We start from the raw sequence: 19,832 nt of genomic DNA, 5'->3' as shown, positions 1-19,832 counted from the left end.
CGGGTTAGTAGGGAGTTCCTCGAAAGGAATTAGAAGCCGTACTTGGAAGCTGCGCGGCGTGCAGCGGAAGGGATGCCTGCACCTGGTGCGCGCTGGTACTCAGTGAATACCTCGAGGATGCCCCAGATGAATGCTGCGGATGATGCAAGACTGATGATAGTTGCCATGGTGTTTCCTTTCGAGTGGGTTAAGTGTCTCCTCAATTAAAAGTTTTGCCGACATTTGTGCAGTGCAAATGTGCAGCGTGAGGGCACTAACTCGAAAGGTGACGTGTCACGTGTCACCAATCGCGAGACGTGAAATCATGGTTTGACCTGCATGAATTGTCTAGATTTATACCTGCGTTTTCGCTTGGAATAATCCGAATTTAAACTGAGAGAAACCTACCCCCGTTAGGGTGAAACCCGCTGGTGGCGTAACGAATTGGACTGTTCGAGCGATAGCCTGCGACCAATTCGGGCTGGCGGGCTGACTCTGGATGCAGGCGGTCTGAAAACGCAAACGCGCCCTGCCGGGATAGGGATCCAAGCGGGGCGCTGAGGTGCTGAAAGCTGTGCGGGGCTTAGTTAGCCTCGTAGCCTTCGGTGCTCTCGACGTCGCGGTCCATCTCGCCAGCAGGCATCTGTGGAGCGGAGACGGTGGCGTTGAGCTCAATGTCGCCGTTGGAGAAGGAGAATACGACCGGGCGGTGGCCAGCGTAGCCGTAGTCATCATTCTCAAGCTCGGTAGCAACGTACTGGATACGGTCGTTGTCCGATTGTGGAATTTCATCCAGCAAGTCAGCAGAGTTGCCGACGATGGAGGTGTTGCGGGTCAGTGGCTCCAAGCCTTCGAGTGCAACGTCCTGGCCATCAACTGTGATGGAATCAAGGGTGAACTCTTCGTTGGCGTATGCCTGGTTGGAGGCGGTGAACTTCAGGGATGCTTCACCGGTGTCAGGCTCAACCTGAATGGCGACGTCGCGAACTGCAATGTTGCCATCCTCGCTTTCGGCCTCGCCGCCGTCAACTGCTGCAACCTGGTTAGAGGTCTGGGTAATCTGGCCTGCGGAGCAGGATGCCAGAGCCAACGCGGCAATAGCAGTGGCGGAAATGGTGGCACCCTTGCGGGTTACAGACTTCAGGGACATCACGTCGAGGGTCCTCCATCGATTGAGATCACGCGGGTTATCAACGACTTAGCTTAGTCCCTCTTGTCGCGGAATACCCAGTTTCTATCCTGTCGAGATGCTCACAATGACATTTTAGGGGGCATTCTCGGGGTGAATCGGGGGTAATCCGTCTAGAATGTAGCGCTTACGTCTGGGCCAGTATGCAGCGCACTTGGGCTTAAAATATTACCTCGCCCGAAGCTGCAGCGTATGGGGAAGGCGTGCTAGAATCGACTGCCTGAGTGTGTCCTTGGTGCGTTTATGGCGTGGATTTGGTATCTGGCTCATCGGTGCTTAGGCATTGAGTGAGCTGCAAAGGATAGAAGCAGTCTTTTAGGCAATGCATGGCCGAAGATTGTGGTGCGCACGTGTGCATATGCAACGAAATTTTATTTTAAAGGAGCTGCAATGGAGTTCAAGGTCGGCGAGGTTGTCGTATATCCCCACCACGGTGCGGCGGTGATTGAGGCAATTGAGCATCGTGAGATGGGCGGCGAGATGCTGGAGTATCTCGTGCTGCAGATCAATCAGTCTGACCTTGTGGTTCGCGTTCCTTCCAAGAACGTTGAACAGGTTGGCGTTCGTGACGTCGTAGGCAAGTCAGGCCTGGAAAAGGTCTTCTCCGTTCTACGCGAAATTGACGTTGAAGAAGCGGGCAACTGGTCCCGTCGTTACAAGGCGAACCAGGAGCGTTTGGCTTCCGGTGACATCAACAAGGTTGCGGAGGTTGTTCGTGACCTGTGGCGCCGTGACCAAGACCGCGGCTTGTCCGCTGGTGAGAAGCGCATGTTGGCTAAGGCTCGTCAGATCTTGGTAGGCGAGCTAGCGCTTGCGCAGCCAGTGGATGAGAAGAAGGCTGACACCATGTTGGATGAGATTAACTCCACCATTGAGCGTCACCGCGCGGCTGGTTTGGTTGAAGATAATTCGATTACCACCACCATCGATGATGATGCGGATCTGGATGATCTCTCCTTCGATGATGACGAGGATTAAATAGTGGCTCGTCGCGTTAGTGCCCTGGTCGCTGCTGCTGGCCAGGGCACTCGTCTAGGTGCAGCCGTCCCCAAGGCTTATGTTGAGCTGGCGGGCATGACTCTGGTGGAGCGTTCGGTGCGCGCGATGCTTGACTCGGGCGTGGTGGATGACATCGCCATTGTGGTTTCCCCATCCATGGAGGATCACGCGCGAGCAATCTTTGAAAAAGCCGAGCTCGCCGACTGTGTGCGTTTGGTGCACGGCAGCGTGGAGCGCGCTGATTCTGTGTGGGAGGGGCTTAAGTCCATCCCCGATGAGGACGGTATTGTTCTGGTTCATGATGCTGCCCGAGCATTGACTCCGCCGGATATGATTGCCCGCGTGGTTAATGCCGTGCAGGCTGGCGCGCCGGCGGTCATTCCGGTGCTCGCCTTGGCCGATACCATCAAGCGCGTTGAGGGCACACAGGTTATCGGTACCCCGGATCGCGCGACGCTGCGGGCGGTGCAAACCCCGCAGGCCTTCGACTTGGCCACGTTGCGCGCGGCGAATGAGAAGTACTTTGCCAGTTCAACAAGGACTTTTGTGGCAACAGATGACGCCAGCTTGATGGAATGGTTCGGCCAGCGAGTCACCACTGTTGAGGGCGACGGACTGGCATTTAAAATCACAACGCCCATTGACTTGACCTTGGCTAACGCAATTATCGCGCAATAAAACGCAGAAAGGCATTCACTACCGTGACTTCACCACAACCGCAGCCCATCATTCCCCGCGTCGGCACGGCTTTTGACGCGCACCAGATTGAAGAAGGCAAAGAGTGCTGGATTGCTGGGCTGCTGTTCGACGGCGTTGCAGGGTGTGAGGGTCATTCCGATGGGGATGTTGTATCGCATGCGCTTGTCGATGCCCTCTTGTCCGCCGCCAACTTAGGCGACCTAGGTTCCTTTGTCGGCGTAGGCCGCAAGGAATATGACAATGTCTCCGGTGAGCGTTTGCTGCGGGAATGTCGTGAACTGTTGGAATCCAACGGATTCGTGATTGGCAACGCGGCTGCGCAAATGATCGCGCAGACCCCAAAGATGGGCCCACGACGTGAAGAGGCGCAGGGCGTTCTCAGTGAGATTCTTGGCGCGCCGGTGTCAATTTCTGCAACCACGACTGACCACATGGGCTTTACCGGCAGTGGGGAAGGCCGCGCTGCTATCGCCACCGCAGTGGTCTGGAAGGCTTAGACTTCATAACGTGGTGCTGAAGTTGATTGCAACTTCAGCACCACTAGTCACATGCGTCACCCGAATGGGGTTAGTTTTCGCTGCCTTAATGTTGGGAACTGAAAGTGCTTGTGAAATAGCGGTCAAGATATTGGAACCGGCCATAGCAAGAGGGCACCGCTCGGTGCCCTCTTGCTATTTCACTGCGTGGGACTAGCGCTTTTGTGGAAGTTTGGGGTGCCCACGCACGTAGCGTGGGCACCTTTGGGAGTCGGCTTAGGGCGGTTGAAATTGGGTAGAGCGCTATGTGTGTCCTGCGCACTTGGGTAGGTAGGGCGTCGCCAGCAATGGCCTGTGCGTGTTAGGTTGAATAAAACTTTTTGATGTGTGAGCAGGATTACCTTTGCTCGCGCTTTGTCGACTTTTTAATCAAACCATTCAACTTCTCAAACACAATTACGCAAAAGTAGAAAGGGGCGCGGGCGCGATGGATAATTTCATGGAGCCGCTACAGCGACTCGGAAGAGCTTTGATGGGTGCAGTTGCAGTTATGCCACTGGCTGCGCTCATGATGGGTGTTGGTTACTGGATCACCTCAGTCGGTGGGGACAACGCCGTTATGTTCGGTGACCTGCTGCTCAAGACCGGTGCTGCAGTTCTTGACAACCTTGGTGTCATCTTCGCCATCGCTATTGCTTACGGGCTTTCTAAAGACAACAGTGGCGCGGCAGCGCTGGCAGGCTTTGTTGGTTTCGCCACGCTGGTCAACCTCATCGGACCGGACGCGATCGCCGGATACCGGGGCATTGACCCGGCTGAACTTACTGGTGATGAAGCTCTGCAGTGGGCGGAGGCCGGCTGGAACGGCATTGGCTACGGCAACGCTTTGTTCGGAATCATGATCGGTATCCTCGCCGCGTGGACCTACAACAGGTTCTATCAAACGCAACTGCCTGATGCCCTGGCCTTCTTCTCAGGCCGCCGCCTGGTCCCAATTCTCGCGTCGATCTTCTCGGCGGTTGTCGCTGGAATCATGTACATCATCTGGCCGCTGGTCTACTCCGCTCTGTTCTCCTTTGGCGCGTGGATTCAAGGACTAGGTGCGGTTGGTGCTGGTCTCTACGGATTCGCCAACCGTTTGCTCATCCCGACAGGCCTGCATCACGCGTTGAACTCAGTGTTCTGGTTTGACGTGATGGGTATTGATGACATTCGTAAATTCCAGGAAGGGCCTGCCACTATTGAGGCGGCTGCCGCAGCTACTGATGCTTTGAGTTGTCCGGGTGTCTGGGACGGTTCTACCTGTGAAGTCATGGGCATTATTGGTCAGTACCAGGCCGGATTCTTCCCCATCATGATGTTCGGTCTGCCAGGTGCGGCGTTGGCTATCTACCTGCGTGCAAAGACCAAGCGCCGCAAGGTAGTTGGTGCCTTGATGATTGCGGCAGCTGTTGCCTCCTTCTTTACTGGTGTTACCGAGCCACTGGAATTCTCCTTCATGTTCCTGGCTCCACTGCTGTACCTGGTGCACGCAATCCTGACTGGTATCTCCTTGGCTATTGCTTCGGCGATGGGCTGGACTGCGGGCTTCGGATTTAGTGCCGGTGCCGTGGACTTCCTGTTGTCCTCGCAAAACCCACTGGCGAATCAGTGGTGGATGCTGCTTGTGATGGGCGTGGCTTACTTCTTCGTTTACTTAGGGATTTTCTACTTCCTCATCGGCAAGCTCAACATTAAAACGCCGGGCCGCGAAGACGATGATGACGCTGATTCTGGCGCAGACTTTGATGCATTTTCCGATGTTGCTGACTCTTCCACTGGCGCCGGTGCAGCAGCTGCATCTAGTAATCCGAATGCACAAACTGCCCAGCAGATTGTTCGTGGCCTCGGCGGCAAAGACAATATTGATTCGATTGACTACTGCTCAACGCGACTGCGCACCCGCATCAATGACCCGGAGCTGGTGACGGAATCAGAAATTCGGAAGGCCTCTGTCTCCGGATTGGTTCGCCCATCCAAGCAGACCGTGCAGGTTATTGTCGGACCGAAGGTGCAATTCGTTTATGACGAAGTCGCACGCATCCTGGCACAATCCGGTGCTGACGTGGAGCTCATTGGCGCGCGCCCAGAATCCGAGCTCGGAAGTGACATCGGCGCAGCTGGTGCTGCTGCTGGAACCGCAACCTTGGCAGGAACAACAGCTGGGGTAGTAGTTGAGCTGTCCAAGCCAACGGTGGGTTCTGTGACCGCGTTGGAGAATGTCTCTGATGAAGCATTCGCGTCCAAGTCCATTGGTGATGGCTTCGCGCTGGTGCCAGTGGAAGCAGCGGCAGTGTTTGATATCTGCGCACCGGCATCAGGCCAGCTCGACATGGTATTCAAGACCAACCACGCCTTCTCCATCACAACGGCCACTGGACTGGAAGTACTCGTCCACATTGGCTTTGACACAGTCAAGCTGAAAGGTGAAGGCTTCACTCGTCTGGTTGAAGCTGGTCAACCGGTCGAAGCGGGCCAGCCCATTATCCGCGTGGATGCCAAGACACTGCGCGCTAAGGGTGTCGACTTGACCACCGCAGTGGTTATGCCAACCAAGAAGCAAGTGGAATCTGTCCAGTTCGCCCAAGGATTCGGCACCATAGCCGCCAAGGTGACAATGGCCTAGACCGAAGCTAATCAGCGCGCCAATTCGGGCGCTAATCCCGGGAATATCTCAGCGAGGGCTGAGAAAGTGACCTAGAATTTCAAGAACCTGTGCTTTTATCAGGGCTGTGCGCTGCAAACCGGCGCGCAGTCGTAGTATGGGGGAAGAAAATCTAGGCCACAATTTTTATGTTTTAAAATTTTAGGATTTGGAGAAAAGGCAGCTCACATGGAAATTATCATCAGCGACTCACCCAATGATGTAGCTGTCAAAGCAGCAGATATTCTCCAGGGCTACGCCAATCGCGGCGCAACCTTGGGCGTTGCTACCGGCTCAACTCCCTTGGCAACCTATGAAGAACTAATCCGCCGCCACACAGCAGGCGAGCTCAGCTTTGCCGGCTGCAAGATGTTCGCACTTGATGAGTACGTGGGCCTGCCCATTGAACATGAGCAGTCCTATTACAGCGTTATCCACAATGAGCTCTCCAATCACGTTGACATTGACCCTCAGGATGTCCACATCCCGAACGGCCTGGCAGAAGACCTCGCAGCGGGTTGCGCGGATTATGAGCAAGCCATCGTGGACGCAGGCGGAATTGATGTTCAGCTGCTGGGCATCGGCGCTAACGGCCACGTCGGTTTCAATGAGCCTTCCAGCTCCCTTTCCTCACTGACCCGCATGAAGACGCTGCACCCGCAGACCGTGGCAGACAATGCACGCTTCTTTGATTCCGCAGAAAATGTGCCAGTACACGTGGTGACCCAAGGCTTGGGCACCATCCAGCGCGCCGGGCAGCTTTTGCTGCTGGCCACCGGTGAGCAGAAAGCACATGCCATCTCTCAACTGGTGGAAGGCCCCTTGAGCGCAGCCTGTCCAGCTTCCATTCTGCAGATCCACCCGCACGCCACCGTCATCGTGGATGAAGCCGCGGCAAGCAAGCTCAACAACGTGGACTATTACAAGTTCATTCAACAGCACAAACCTGCTTAAACAACGCTAGGCAAGACGGTTCTGCAAACCGTTAGTGACGGGGAGATACTGGCCGGTAGACTAGGACACGTGAATCTTCGTATCTTTGACACCGCCACCCGTTCGTTGCGCGACTTCGAGCCGATCAAGCCCGGCTATGCTTCGATCTATTTGTGTGGTGCCACTCCACAGGCCAAGCCTCATATCGGACACCTGCGCTCAGGTGTTGCCTTTGATATTGTGCGCCGCTGGCTCAGCGAGCTGGGCTTGGATGTGGCTTTTGTCCGCAATGTCACCGACATTGATGACAAGATTTTAACCAAAGCCGCTGATAACAACCGCCCTTGGTGGGAGTGGGTTTCGACCTATGAGCGGGAATTTACCAAGGCTTATGAAACTCTTGGCGTACTGCCGCCATCGGTAGAACCACGCGCGACGGGCTTTGTCACGCAGATGGTGGACTACATGCAACGCCTGATGGACCGCGGATTTGCTTATGCTTCCGAGGGCTCTGTCTACTTCGACGTTGCTGCCTGGGTTAACTCCGAGGGCTCGGATTATGGTTCCTTGTCTGGCAACCGCGTGGAGGATATGGAGCAGGGCGAAACCGATGTCACGGGCAAGCGAAGCCCGCAAGATTTTGCCCTGTGGAAAGCTGCGAAACCAGGCGAGCCTTCCTGGCCCACCCCGTGGGGCGACGGCCGCCCCGGCTGGCACCTAGAGTGCTCGGCGATGTCCACCTACTATCTGGGCGAAAGCTTTGACATCCACGGTGGTGGCCTAGACCTGCAGTTCCCGCACCACGAGAATGAGATTGCACAGTCGCATGCAGCCGGTGATGGCTTTGCCAATTTCTGGATGCACAACCACTGGGTCACCATGGCCGGGGAGAAAATGTCCAAGTCCTTGGGCAATGTTTTGGCCGTGGATAATTTGCTCGATATAGTTCGTCCGCAAGAATTGCGCTATTATCTTGGTTCTGCACATTATCGCTCTGTTCTTGAGTACTCCGAAGGTGCGTTGACTGAGGCAGCTGCTGGCTACCGTCGCATTGAGGAGTTCCTAGCACGCTTTGACAACGTGGAACTCGGTGAGTGGACCGAAGGTTTTGAGAAGGCCATGAATGATGACTTCTCTGTCCCGAAGGCACTGGCTGAAATTCATGTTGCTGTTCGTGAGGGCAATAAGGCCCTTTCTGCTTCCGATGAGCAGACTGCACTATCGCTTGCAGGTTCAGTGCGCCGCATGGCTGCAATTTTAGGCTTCGACCCATTGAGTAATCAGTGGTCGAAGGGTGAATCTGATGAATCTGCTGCACTTGGCGCGTTGGATGTTTTGGTTCAGGCTGAACTGACTCGTCGCGCGCAAGCTCGTGCAGAAAAGGACTGGGCTGTTGCTGATGAAGTCCGCGATCGTCTCGCCGAAGCCGGAATCACTGTTACTGATTCCGCTGATGGCGCCACGTGGTCGCTGAATTAAACTACCGTTAAGGAGAAACACATACATGGCACGTATCCACGGCCGCGGCGGCGCAGGTCCCCGTAAAACCAACAAGAAGGGTGCTGTTAAAGGCACCGGCGGTCAGCGCCGCAAGGGCCTAGAAGGAAAAGGCCCAACGCCTAAGGCAGAAGACCGCACCTACCACGCGAAGCACAAGGCAAAGCTGCATCGCCAGCGCCGCGATTCCGGACGTCATGAGAAGGAAACCGCGGAGATGGTCGTTGGCCGCAACCCGGTTGTTGAGTGCCTACACGCGAAGGTCCCTGCAACCAGCCTCTACATCGTGCAGGGCACGCGCAATGATGAGCGTCTGTCTGAGGCAGTAGCCATTGCGAACGCGCGCAACCTTCCTATCTTGGAAGTCCAGCGCCACGCCATGGACCAGATGACCGGCAATGGCATGCATCAGGGCATTGGCCTGCAGATTCCGCCATACAAGTACGCCGATGTCCATGATCTGATTGCAAATGCTGCTGACAAGGCAGAACCAGGCATGTTTGTCATCCTGGATAACATCACCGACCCACGCAACTTGGGCGCGGTCATCCGCTCCGTTGCTGCCTTTGGTGGTGACGGCGTGATTATCCCTGAGCGTCGCTCTGCATCTGTGACCGCTGTGGCGTGGCGTACCTCTGCTGGTACCGCGGCGCGTTTGCCAGTGGCACGTGAGACCAACATGACCCGCACCGTGCAGGAATTCCAGAAGAACGGCTACCAGGTTGTTGGCCTGGATGCCGGCGGTGAGCACACCCTGGACACCTACAAGGGCGGCAAAGACCCAGTTGTTATCGTCATCGGCTCTGAGGGCAAGGGCATCTCACGTCTGGTTAAGGAAAACTGTGACGTTGTCATGTCCATCCCAATGACCAGCTGGGTTGATTCCCTCAACGCCTCTGTTGCTGCCGGCGCAGTACTCTCCGAATTCGCCCGCCAGCGCCGCGTCGCTGCGCAAGAAGGCTAGATTTGGTTCGAGTGTTTATGGATCTATTGCACAATCCTTAGTGGAGGTGTACTTTTGGGCTATGCACATATTCCAAAGGGGGGATTTGTGCGATATCTAAAAGGGGGACCTATGAGAAGTATCAATTTTGGAGCACAGGTTGTGGCGGTGGCTACGGTCTTGTCAGTCTTTTTATTTGGAGTTGGTTCGGCACACGCCGAATCTACTAGTGAGAGCGTGGGGCAAGTAGCAGTCGATGAGACCGGGAACGAGCGTTCCGCGGTTCCGACTGAAGATGGACTCAAGCTCAATACAGCTCCAGGGGATACAGTATCGATAGATAACGATGTGGCTTCGTGGACGGATTTGGATGGAAACATCATTGCGTCCATCGAGCTCGATGACGAAGGCGACAGTGATACCAAGTTCCGTTTTGATGAAGAAAGCCAAACCATTTCAGCGGAGTCAGCGACCGAGAAGAATCTTCCTGAGGGCATGGTAGTTCAAGCAGCTTGCATGCCGAAATGGGTTGCATGGGCATTCAATATCACGTGGGGTGGGCTGGTTTGTATTCCGGCTTCCCTAGCTGCGAGTGGCGTTGCCACTCCAATTGCTGGAATTGCCACTGGTGCGGCGTGTGAAGCGGCCGGTGGAGCTATGGTGACAGCGGTTTCCTGTTAATAATGAAAGGCGCAAGAGGATGAATAAGAGTTCAATTGGCAAACATACGTACAGTGTCTTGATTGCGCTTGTCATTACTGCCGTTGCGATTCCATTCAGCCCGGGAATACCTTGGCTTGCTTGGCTCGGCGCTTTTATTGTATTACTGGCGGTCGCTGAGATCGCTGGGACTCTGATGCAATCCGATGATGGAAAATTAAAGGCGCAACGACAACGGCAGGCGATCTATTTTGCTGCTGGAGCGGCTGTTGTCATACTTCTCCTCCTAATTGCCTGGTTCATATAATGATGTGAAAACGCGATGCTTAAAGCAGTGATCGTGTGTGATTGGGGTAGGAGTTATTTAAGACAGCTCGAAGAATTCCGCTACGACCTCCGCTGCGGTGAAAGAATCAGTGTTCTTTCCCAAGCGGGGGTCTAGTTCTTTTCCAGAGGGCACAACATGGCCCATGTCTTGGACGGTCCACAGCTCAACGCGGTTGTCACCCGGCCAGGTGGTGACTTCCACGTCTGGGTAGGGGTTGGAGATTTCTGCGGCGCCGGCGTCATTGCGCTCAGCAAAGAACTCGCCGGTAGCAGGTGCGGAAAGCACTTCGCCGCGGGTGCGCTTGGCGTGAATACCAGCCATACCGCCTTCATACGGTGCCTTGTCATCCAAGGTGCCGTGAATCATCAGCAGAGGAGTCGGCTGATAGGCCTCAATTGGATTGGTTGGCGCGAGATTCTCACAGGCAGCCAAGGTTGCAGCGAAGACGGCGGCGCCGGAGAGCAACCCGGGGGCATCAAAAAGCAAGCGCAACACCATCTGCCCACCATTGGAATACCCGCAGGCAAAGATGCGGCCAATGTTGTACTCTTTGCGCAGCTCATCCACGACTGCTTGGGTGAATCCAACATCATCGGTGCCCAGCTCACGCGTCTTTTCCGGCAGGTGCTTACGGGCATCATTGAAGTGATTATGAATACCACCTGGATAGGCCACAATCGTGTTGCAGCTAGCCAGGGCATCAAAGGTGAAATCAGTAAAACGCCGAATCACATTCGGGGACTGCAAAGAACCATGGAAGACCAACAGTAAATCCTGCGGGGTGTCTTCGGGGTTCTCAGGTGGGACAAGAACGTAGCGACGTTCAGTGTCCTGGAAGGTAATCCGGCGTTGTTCCATAAGCAACAAGCTTAATCATCAACGTGATCGCAACGTTCATCATGGTGGCTGGTGTGGTGTACCTCTGCCGGGTCGGCATTGTTGTGCTGCGGGGAGATGGCCGTCGTGAACTTCTGATTGTCACGCTTAGCGGCAATATCATCGCGCACTGCACGGCGATTCATAAGCTTGCCGATACCGCGGCAGATGAGATAGATGATGAAAGAAATGGTGGTGACAAAAACAGACACCGGCAGGCCCGGGGCCAGCGAAAGAACCAAACCACCGACCGCGGCGATTTCGGCGAAGATGACCGACCACATCACGGATTTCAGCGGGGAGGAGGTAATCTGCACCGCTGCCGCACCCGGGGTGATAAGCAGCGCCATGACTAGTAGTGCGCCGACAATCTGCACGGACTGCGCGGCAGCAAGACCGACCAACACCGCGAAAAGCACGGCGATAGCGCGCACCGGAATACCCGCTGCTTGGGCCATGATCGGGTCGGCGGAGGCAAAGAGGATCGGGCGCCAAAACAGCACGACTGCGCCCACAACAATCACCGTGGTCAGCGCCAGCAACCAGACAGAAGCGCTGGAAACGCCAACAATTTGACCGGTCAGCAAAGACATAGCCGCGGTGGAATTACCGGGGTAGAGGTGAATAAACAGAACGGATAAGCCCAGGCCAAAGCTCATGACCACGCCGATGGCGCTGTCTTGCTGTCCTTTAAAGCCCAGCACCGCCAGCACAATCGCGGCACCAATCGCGCCGGCGATAGCGCCCCAACCAATGTTGAGACCAAACAACAACGCTGCCGCCGCACCCATCAAAGCCAGCTCAGAAGTCGCGTGCACCGAGAAGGACATCTGGCGCAGCACAATCAGCGAGGTCATCACGCCGGAGAGCACGCCGAGCAGCGCGCAGGCAATGAGTGCTTGCTGCACAAAGTCAACGGAGAGCAGGTAGACGGTGTCTTCCCACATGGTTTCAAAATCCATTAGGCGACAATAATCCTTCCATCGACGTTCAAAACCTTGACGTTCGCGCCATAAAGCTCAGACAACACTTCCGTGCGCATCACCTCATCCACCGTGCCGAGCACGTGCCCGTGCGGCGCGAGATACAGCACCCGTGAGACCACATCGAGCACCGGGTTGATGCCGTGGGTGACAAAGATGGTTGCGGTGCCCTTGTCATGGCGGCGGCGCTGCAGCCTGTCGATGGTCATCGCCTGGCGTGCAGGATCCAACGACAACAGTGGTTCATCGGCAAGAATTACCTGCGGATCATTAGCCAACGCCTGTGCCTGACGCACCAACTGTTGCTGCCCGCCGGAAAGCTGGCCCACGCGCCGATCCGCGATGCCTTCTGCACCGACCTCGGCGAGCAACTCATCAACCTTGGTCTTGGATGGACTGCGTTTGGCTATAACGCCATGCGCTAAAGACAGCGACACCAGATCACGTGCACGCAACGGCAACTGCTGCGGGAACATGCGCTGCTGCGGGATGTATCCCAGCCGCGCGTTGATTTCCAGCTTGCCCCCGGTGAGCGAACGGGTGCCCAACATGGTGCCCAGCAGCGTGGATTTACCCACGCCATTGGGGCCTAAAACAGCGATAAATTCGCCGGGGTGCACTTCCAAGTCCAGCCCTGACCAGAGTGGGTCAACGGCGGCTTGAGAAAAAGAAACTAACATCAAACTCCAAAAGGATGGTTGGGCTACATCGAGTGATGTCTAAGCCCAACCATCTTAAACGCAGGTTTATATTTTTAGATTTTATACTTCGAGAGCTTCCAAGCTGGAAACAACTTCTTCAAAGTACTCAAAGAAATTCTGGTTGTCTGGGGGAGTCTCACCAATTTCTACAACCTGGATGCCTTCATCTTCCGCGGTGGTGCGGATGCGGCTGGTCATATCAGTCTGGGTCTGTGGGTTGTAGATGAACACATCCACATCCCCGGCCTTGAGCTCATCAATGAATGCGGCCAAGTCAGCAGCTGCTGGTTCACCGTGGCTTAAGGTTGCGTGGCGGTAGCCTTCTGGCGTCGCATCAGTCATGTCGGTGTGTGCCAGCATGTAGTCCGCGATTGGCTCGGTCTGTGTGTAGGTGACCTCTGGCAGCGCGTGCAGGCGTGAGTCCAGGTCAGATACCAGGCTCACTACCTCTTCATCACTAGCCTGCGCATCCGGATTAACCTCATTGATCTGCTCCGCAATCTCATGCGCTACTTCCATGACCGCAGTTGGGTCATACCAGATGTGCTCATTGCCATCGATGGAAGAAACATCATGCGAATGTCCCTCTTCGCCATGATCATGGTCATGGTCGTGATCTTGGGCCTCTTCATCGCCGTGATCATGGCTGTGCGCGGTCAAAGGCAGAGCGTGAATGATCTTGTCCTGGTACTCGATGGCGTCATAGAGCCAGGCGTCGTATCCGCCGCCGCCGACAACAATGACGTCGGCTTCGCCAGCGCGCGCAAGGTCTGCCGCGGTGGGTTCAAAGTGGTGTGGGTCCATGTTGTTGCCTTCAACGATGGAAGTGACTTCCACATCCACACCTTCAGCGGAGTCAGCAATGGACTGTGCGACATCGCCCCAGATGGACGTGGAGGCAACGATATTCAAGGTGTCGGTGTCATTGCCGCCTTCTGATCCGTAGTCAGATGCTTCATCAGAAGTTGCGGTAGAGCATGCCGATACAAAAGCCAGCGCGCCGACGCTCAGCGCAGCTAAAGCGGCACGTCGGCCGCGGTGGGTGCGGGATGAATTAGGGGAAGTCTGTAAATGCATAAGTTCTATAATTGCCTTATTGAAAACAATTGTCAACTGAAAATGGATTGAAAATGGATTGAAAATGAGTTAAGAGTTAAACCCCTATTTCAAACACCGGGCATGTGCCGTCCATTCCCGGCGAAGTAAAACGGTGCGGGAGCGGTAAGGTGTAGAGCATGGTTAAACGCGGTCCGGTTCGAAAGACTCTTGCTTCACTAGCAGCTGAATTAGGGGTCTCCCGAACGACCGTTTCTAATGCATATAACCGCCCGGATCAGCTCTCGCCAGAGTTGCGTGATCGAATTTTGGCGGCCGCTGCATCGCATGGTTATTCCGGGCCGGATCCGATGGCTAGGAGCCTGCGCACCCGGCGTGTGGGTTCTATTGGCGTGGTGCTGACGGAAGATTTGACCTACGCCTTTGAGGACGCCGCCTCGGTTGATTTCTTGGCGGGTATGGCGCAGGCTCTCGCGGGTGAGCAAAGCACTTTGACGTTGATTCCCGCGGGGCCTGACACAGCTGAGGACACCGGTGCGGCGGAGCTGCTTGGCCGCGCGGTGGTGGATGGCTTCGTGGTCTATTCCGTCGGTGGGGATGACCCGTACCTGGCTGCGGCAGGCAACCGTGGATTGCCCGTGGTGGTCTGTGACCAGCCGCGCGATACCGGGCAGCCTTTCGTGGGCATTGATGATTTCGTGGCGATTGCCCCCGCAGCACAAGCTCTTATCGATGCCGGACACACCGACGTCGGCATCTTATCCATTCGCCTCCGCCACGGGCGCCTTGATGGTTCTGTGGACCGGGAGAATCTAGCTGCCGCCGAGTTTGATACGCAGCGTCTGCGCGTGCAGGGCGCGCTGAAAACTTTCGCCGATGCCGGTATTGATGCTGATGCGATTCCCGTGGTCACTCGCCACATCAACAACCGCGACACCGCGCGGGAAGCAGCCGAAGAACTGCTGAGCAATAATCCGGAACTCACCGCGGTGCTATGTACAACGGACTCCATGGCGTTGGGTGTTATGGACTACGCCGAAGAACATGGAATCAGCATTCCCGAAGAGCTCTCAGTCACCGGTTTCGATGGCATCGAATCGGCCCGCCTGCGCGGTCTGACCACGGTCATCCAGCCAAACTTTGACAAGGGCGCAGAGGCCGGCCGCATGCTGGCACAGCTTATTGATGCATCCGTTGCCAACACCGACTATCCCACCGACGCCGACGGCGAGCCCCTGCGCTTTCTCCTCGAAACCCAGCTCGCGCCGGGCAACACCGTCGCGCCGCCGCGGACCTGATGAAGCGGCGGGTTTTGTTGAGACCTGCGTAAGAATGCAGGCCAGAGACCACCATGTTGATGAAGAATAAGTTGAAGATCATGGTGGCGAATGCCAAGAGGTTTACAAACGCGGCCTTCTCCGGACCCCAGCTGGGAGTCGCACGGGCGTGTAGATACGCGGCATAAAGAACCCACGTCATAAACGACACTGCTTCTTTTGGATCCCATCCCCAGAACCGTTCCCATGCTGATTCAGCCCAGATGGCGCCGAAGATAACTCCCAGACCAAAGGTGGGGAGGGCAGCGATTGCGAACCGGTACGCAAGGGCATCTAGTTTGTCTGCGGACGGAAGCGGGCGAACTAGGAATGACAGGAATTTGAGGTTGGATTTTTCTTCCCACACCCGCAACAAGTAGAGCAAAGATCCGACACCGGAGGTCAGGCCGATTGATGCGCCAAAGATGACCGTGGTGATGTGAATAGGAATCCGGTTGGATTGCAGCGCTGGAACGACCGGAGCAGCTTCCGCATAAAGACGGGCTGCAGCGTAGAACATCAACAGCAGGGTCGGGGTGAGAAACCACGGCACGAGGGTGATATTGCGGCGCTCGCGCGCAACCAGGATTGCGCAAATGATTATCGCGACGAGAGCAAATGCGACCGAGTATTCATAGAGGTTTCCGAGCGGAAATCGAGATACCGCGATTCCTCGAATAGTCCATGAGGCAGCGTGCAGAACCAAACCTAAGAACAACAAGAACCGAACTATTGAGGAAGAACGGTGCGCTTTTCGTGATTGCGTACTAACGCCGTTCTTGGCTTTGGTAATTGTGCCAGTGCTGTTCCCGGAAACCACGGCTTGCTCAGTGGCGGTTTTAGCTTGATTCTGTTTTCGAAGGATTTCTGAGATGAGGCCGTAGTAGTACAGCGACACCAATAAACACAGAATATATGTGGTGAAAGCACCCTGATAAAACACATCCGAGATGCTTGAAAGCTGCGCGTTGGCACCCATAATTTTCCTTTTCGAGCCCCCCGACCCCGAGAGCAGGCAATTTCTATTGCAAGATATTGCTGACTACTTTGAATGTACTCAAAAAGGAAAGGTTAGCCAATGCAAAGTGGCCAGAATCAACGCGCGGTGAATCCTTAGTTAGTAAGGAAGTCCTGGCGTGCCTTCAGAAGCGTTTGTAAGAACGTTGCAACCTCGTCGATATCGGCAACGCGCAGGTAGGCGCCGGTGTCGCCGTCGCCGACCTTCACGCCCAAGTCATTAGGCTGGTCAAGAACTGCGAAACCGTGTTCATCGGTGGTGTCATCGCCCAAGAAAACTACCGCGGTGGCATCGACAGTCTTGCGGTGAGTCTCCAACCAGGTGCCCTTGGTGGCGGTGGTCGCGGAGAACTCCACCAAGTTCTTGCCCTCAGTGACGAAGTAATCGCCGGGATCCACTTCCAGTCCGCGTGCTAGGGCAGCGTTTGCTTCCTTTGGGTTGCGTTCATAAACAGCCTTGACGTGCAGTCCACGGTGGAAAGGCTTTTCCTCAACAAATGCACCTTCATAGTCAGCGGCAATGGCGTTGAGCTCACCTCCGACGCGGTCAAGGAAAGTCTTCATGTCTTCAGACAGAGCACTTTCTTCCCCCTCAGTCTCCGCGCCGTGAGAACCGCCAAGCAATACTGGCGCACGCAGCGGAAATACCTTCTTCAAGCCATCCAGGTGACGTCCTGACAGTGCGGCAGCGAAGGTGTTGGGTAGCTCGGCGAAAGCAGACAATGCATCGATGGAGTCTTGATTGACCGGGACGGCATAGATATCCGTGGAATGATGCGCGAGCGTGCCATCAAAATCAGAGACCACGAACAAGCGCTCAGTGGAGGCTAGCTTGTTGATGATCTCTTGGGCCTGTGCGGAATCACGAAATGCAATGGGAAAGTCAGACATGGCTACAAGATTACCCACGAAAAAGAAAACAAGACCTACAAGCAGAGCTTTGCAGGTCCTAGTCTGGCCCCGTCTTGCCTAGTTCGTCTTGAGCTAGAGCCCCACGAAGCGGATGGCTGGAGAATTCACTAGGTCATCCTGAAGAGTCAAAATCAGCTGATTGTTCTTATCCACAGCAATATCGAACTCATTGCCCTCAACATATAGGCGCGACAAGTTGTTGTGCGTCCACTGCATTTCACCCGAGCATTCCACGCTGCCGGTCTCGCCCTCGGTGTCATATGCAATTGAATCAATGCGTACCGAGTCAGCCTTGCGCAGCTCCGCTGCGGAATCATCTTCAGAGTCTGGGGCGTCACTAAAGTAGCTGACCTCTGCCCGGAAGTGCTCACAGCCGGTCGAGCCAATCATGGAAGTTTCACCAAAGACAACGCGTGGGACCACCAAGGCGTTCTCAGAGATAGCGCCATTCGACTCAGGCGAGGTGTACACGCCAATCGCTTGCCAGGTCTTTCCGCCCACGCGGTCATCACCCAGTGGCTCCGGTGGGGCATCGTCAGGCGTACTGCATCCTGCGAGCACAAGGGCTGCTGCGGCCAGACCACCTGCGACATACTTGTTGACCGTGCGGCCCAAAAACTTCTGGCCAAAAAGGTTGGAAATTGTCATTATGCGCGTGCCTTATCCAAGGCACTTAAGAATGCGGACGCCCATAGGTCAACGTCATGTTCCATGACTTGGTTGTACATCGATGCCATTCGTTCTTTCATCATCTCCGGGTTGTCCTTCAAACCCCAAGCTGCCTGCAGCATGGCTTTCTTAGTATCTTCAATATCGAATGGATTGCACAGGTGCGCCTGAGTGAGCTCATCCGCCGCACCGGCAAACTCTGAAAGCACCAGGGCACCCGAAGAATCAGCACGGGTGGCCACGAATTCTTTGGCCACCAAATTCATACCGTCACGGAAAGGGGTGACCAGCATGATGTCCGCCAGGCGGTAGTAGCGCATCAAAACATCTTTGGACACTGAGCGGTGCTGATAATGCACCACCGGGCGGCCAATCTGCGCGAAACGGCCATTGATGCGGCCGACTGCTTCTTCCACGTTCGAGCGGGTAATGCGGTAGCTATCAATACGCTCACGCGACGGCGTAGCTAGTTGAACCAGCGCAACATCGGCCGGATCCAACGCGCCGGAATCAAGCAATTCCTCGAAAGCTAGAAGGCGCTGCAGGATGCCTTTGGTGTAGTCCAAACGGTCAACGCCAAGGAAGACCGTGGAGGGCGACCCCATATCGAGGTGCATTTGCTCCAACGCTTCATCGGCTTCCTCATGGGAGCCCGACGCAGTCGGCGTCGCCATCGCGGAAGTATCAATAGAAATTGGGAATGCGCCAACCCCAAGCTTGTGACCGCTTGGAGTAGTGATGGTGATTCCAGCTTCACGAATGGTGATGTCGCCGCTGATTTCAAAATCATAGGAACGGCACAGCTCAACAAAGTTACGAACGTTAGATACCAGGTGGAAACCGATGAGGTCAGCGTCCATGAGCCCCCGCAGCATCTCATCCCGCCATGGAAGCTGGCGGTAGATTTCTGGCGGTGGGAACGGAATATGCAGGAAGAACCCGATGGTGAGATCCGGGCGCAGCTGGCGCAGGATCCCCGGAACGAGCTGCAGCTGATAATCCTGCACCCACACCGTTGCGCCGTGTGCTGCAACCGATGCTACCTCGGTGGCAAAACGTAAATTGACGTCGCGGTAGGCATCCCACCAGGAGCGATTGAACTCCGGGGTGACAATCAGATTGTGATACAGCGGCCACAGCGTGGCATTAGAAAAGCCCTCATAGAACTCCTCATAGTCATACTGAGTGAGCTCCACTGGGTGAAGAAGTACCCCGCGTTCAGTGCGGAATGGCTCCGGTGATTCATCAGCAACACCAGGCCAGCCAACCCAGCAGCCCTGATGCTTTTCCAAGACCGGCGACAGCGCAGAAACGAGACCGCCAGGGGACGCCTGCCAGGTCTTTGTGCCGTCGGCTTCTGTAATCATGTCGACGGGAAGCCGGTTCGCAACAACGACAAAACTGTTGTTGCCTGCGGCTCCGCCTGTTTGGTTAGCGCCCTTGACGCTAACGCCCGTGGCGGTCTCGCTCATGTGCTCAAAGGCTCCTCAAGTTGGCTTTCGCTGGATGAAGTGAAACTAGCTTGAAGTCTTCTTAGCAGCAGTCTTCTTCGTAGTCTTCTTAGCAGCAGTTTTCTTGGTCGCTTTCTTTGCTGCGGTCTTCTTGGTGGCCTTCTTAGCCGGAGTCTTCTTCGCGGCCTTCTTTGTTGCATTCTTGCGGGTGGTCTTTGGTTCTGCTTCGACCTGCTCTGCCAGAACCTTCTTGTGGATTAGACCCTCAGGTTCCACACCCAGCATGGACATCAAAGTAACGCCGTCCAAGAAGTCTTGAGCGTACGTTGCGACAACGCGGCGAGCTGAGCGCGCGGTCTCTTCCTCCACAGCATGCATCTGCTCCGCTGCTGGCTGTGTGTCAGTGACCTTTGGTGGCACGAGTTCCTCCTATATGCGTTCCCTGCGATTAGCCAGGGAAAATGA

Annotated in this window: 21 protein-coding genes; 10 read left to right on the top strand and 11 right to left on the bottom strand. The window is 55.4% G+C overall.

Features of this window, described 5'->3' with window-relative positions; genetic code table 11:
• Positions 1-29: 29 nt before the first annotated feature.
• Positions 30-167: a hypothetical protein gene (locus tag CCASEI_RS15105; RefSeq protein WP_155894843.1), complete on the bottom strand. Its 138-nt coding sequence runs from the start codon at positions 165-167 to the stop codon at positions 30-32.
• Positions 168-562: 395 nt separating this feature from the next.
• The gene (locus CCASEI_RS12460) at positions 563-1,129 is read right to left on the bottom strand and encodes a hypothetical protein (RefSeq protein ID WP_174401648.1); all 567 of its coding nucleotides are present in this window, start codon (positions 1,127-1,129) and stop codon (positions 563-565) included.
• A 429-nt stretch (positions 1,130-1,558) separates the two neighbouring features.
• Between CCASEI_RS12460 and CCASEI_RS12455 the strand changes: the two genes are divergently transcribed.
• From CCASEI_RS12455 to CCASEI_RS12415, 9 genes are all read left to right on the top strand, one after another.
• The gene (locus CCASEI_RS12455) at positions 1,559-2,146 is read left to right on the top strand and encodes a CarD family transcriptional regulator (protein ID WP_006822685.1); all 588 of its coding nucleotides are present in this window, start codon (positions 1,559-1,561) and stop codon (positions 2,144-2,146) included.
• 3 nt (positions 2,147-2,149) lie between these two features.
• Positions 2,150-2,845: a 2-C-methyl-D-erythritol 4-phosphate cytidylyltransferase gene (gene ispD / locus CCASEI_RS12450; protein WP_006822686.1), complete on the top strand. Its 696-nt coding sequence runs from the start codon at positions 2,150-2,152 to the stop codon at positions 2,843-2,845.
• Between the two features lie 23 nt (positions 2,846-2,868).
• Positions 2,869-3,363 (top strand): 2-C-methyl-D-erythritol 2,4-cyclodiphosphate synthase, encoded by a 495-nt coding sequence (gene ispF / locus CCASEI_RS12445; RefSeq protein ID WP_025388146.1) that lies wholly within the window; start codon positions 2,869-2,871, stop codon positions 3,361-3,363.
• A 466-nt stretch (positions 3,364-3,829) separates the two neighbouring features.
• The gene (gene nagE / locus CCASEI_RS12440) at positions 3,830-6,007 is read left to right on the top strand and encodes an N-acetylglucosamine-specific PTS transporter subunit IIBC (RefSeq protein ID WP_025388145.1); all 2,178 of its coding nucleotides are present in this window, start codon (positions 3,830-3,832) and stop codon (positions 6,005-6,007) included.
• Between the two features lie 207 nt (positions 6,008-6,214).
• Positions 6,215-6,979, top strand: coding sequence for a glucosamine-6-phosphate deaminase (nagB, locus tag CCASEI_RS12435; RefSeq protein WP_025388144.1), 765 nt, complete (start codon positions 6,215-6,217; stop codon positions 6,977-6,979).
• A gap of 69 nt (positions 6,980-7,048) precedes the next feature.
• Positions 7,049-8,437, top strand: a complete 1,389-nt coding sequence (cysS, locus tag CCASEI_RS12430) for a cysteine--tRNA ligase (RefSeq protein WP_006822690.1) — start codon at positions 7,049-7,051, stop codon at positions 8,435-8,437.
• A 25-nt stretch (positions 8,438-8,462) separates the two neighbouring features.
• A complete protein-coding gene (gene rlmB, locus CCASEI_RS12425; protein WP_006822691.1) occupies positions 8,463-9,419 on the top strand; it encodes a 23S rRNA (guanosine(2251)-2'-O)-methyltransferase RlmB in 957 nt (318 codons plus the stop codon).
• A gap of 111 nt (positions 9,420-9,530) precedes the next feature.
• Positions 9,531-10,079, top strand: a complete 549-nt coding sequence (locus CCASEI_RS14540) for a hypothetical protein (RefSeq protein WP_006822692.1) — start codon at positions 9,531-9,533, stop codon at positions 10,077-10,079.
• Between the two features lie 19 nt (positions 10,080-10,098).
• A complete protein-coding gene (locus tag CCASEI_RS12415; RefSeq protein WP_006822693.1) occupies positions 10,099-10,365 on the top strand; it encodes a hypothetical protein in 267 nt (88 codons plus the stop codon).
• A gap of 57 nt (positions 10,366-10,422) precedes the next feature.
• Here the strand turns inward: CCASEI_RS12415 and CCASEI_RS12410 are convergent, their stop codons facing one another.
• The 4 genes from CCASEI_RS12410 to CCASEI_RS12395 form a co-directional block, all read right to left on the bottom strand.
• Positions 10,423-11,244 carry an alpha/beta hydrolase family esterase gene (locus CCASEI_RS12410; RefSeq protein WP_038574758.1) on the bottom strand — a complete coding sequence of 274 codons (822 nt, stop codon included), beginning with the start codon at positions 11,242-11,244 and terminating at the stop codon, positions 10,423-10,425.
• 11 nt (positions 11,245-11,255) lie between these two features.
• The gene (locus CCASEI_RS12405) at positions 11,256-12,224 is read right to left on the bottom strand and encodes a metal ABC transporter permease (protein WP_025388141.1); all 969 of its coding nucleotides are present in this window, start codon (positions 12,222-12,224) and stop codon (positions 11,256-11,258) included.
• Complete coding sequence (locus CCASEI_RS12400; protein ID WP_006822696.1) at positions 12,224-12,925, bottom strand: metal ABC transporter ATP-binding protein; 702 nt, start codon at positions 12,923-12,925, stop codon at positions 12,224-12,226. Before CCASEI_RS12400 ends, CCASEI_RS12405 begins: the two co-directional genes overlap by 1 nt.
• An 81-nt stretch (positions 12,926-13,006) precedes the next feature.
• Positions 13,007-14,023, bottom strand: a complete 1,017-nt coding sequence (locus tag CCASEI_RS12395) for a metal ABC transporter solute-binding protein, Zn/Mn family (protein WP_006822697.1) — start codon at positions 14,021-14,023, stop codon at positions 13,007-13,009.
• A gap of 158 nt (positions 14,024-14,181) precedes the next feature.
• Here CCASEI_RS12395 and CCASEI_RS12390 point away from each other — a divergent pair, with 158 nt between their 5' ends.
• Positions 14,182-15,300, top strand: coding sequence for a LacI family DNA-binding transcriptional regulator (locus tag CCASEI_RS12390; RefSeq protein ID WP_006822698.1), 1,119 nt, complete (start codon positions 14,182-14,184; stop codon positions 15,298-15,300).
• Here the strand turns inward: CCASEI_RS12390 and ccsB are convergent.
• From ccsB to CCASEI_RS12370, 5 genes are all read right to left on the bottom strand, one after another.
• Positions 15,182-16,297 (bottom strand): c-type cytochrome biogenesis protein CcsB, encoded by a 1,116-nt coding sequence (ccsB, locus tag CCASEI_RS14835; RefSeq protein WP_025388140.1) that lies wholly within the window; start codon positions 16,295-16,297, stop codon positions 15,182-15,184. The genes CCASEI_RS12390 and ccsB overlap by 119 nt on opposite strands.
• Positions 16,298-16,431: 134 nt before the next feature.
• Positions 16,432-17,226 carry a trehalose-phosphatase gene (gene otsB / locus CCASEI_RS12385; RefSeq protein WP_025388139.1) on the bottom strand — a complete coding sequence of 265 codons (795 nt, stop codon included), beginning with the start codon at positions 17,224-17,226 and terminating at the stop codon, positions 16,432-16,434.
• Positions 17,227-17,319: 93 nt separating this feature from the next.
• Positions 17,320-17,895: a hypothetical protein gene (locus tag CCASEI_RS12380; protein ID WP_006822701.1), complete on the bottom strand. Its 576-nt coding sequence runs from the start codon at positions 17,893-17,895 to the stop codon at positions 17,320-17,322.
• Positions 17,895-19,388, bottom strand: a complete 1,494-nt coding sequence (locus CCASEI_RS12375) for an alpha,alpha-trehalose-phosphate synthase (UDP-forming) (RefSeq protein WP_025388138.1) — start codon at positions 19,386-19,388, stop codon at positions 17,895-17,897. The genes CCASEI_RS12380 and CCASEI_RS12375 overlap by 1 nt, the downstream gene beginning before the upstream one ends.
• 45 nt (positions 19,389-19,433) lie before the next feature.
• Positions 19,434-19,787, bottom strand: a complete 354-nt coding sequence (locus CCASEI_RS12370; RefSeq protein ID WP_025388137.1) for a hypothetical protein — start codon at positions 19,785-19,787, stop codon at positions 19,434-19,436.
• Positions 19,788-19,832: the final 45 nt, after the last annotated feature.

This window comes from Corynebacterium casei LMG S-19264 (assembly GCF_000550785.1).
Classification (GTDB): Bacteria; Actinomycetota; Actinomycetes; order Mycobacteriales; family Mycobacteriaceae; genus Corynebacterium; species Corynebacterium casei.
Note: the sequence above shows the minus strand (reverse complement) of the source record. Positions and strands in the feature narration are given on the sequence as shown.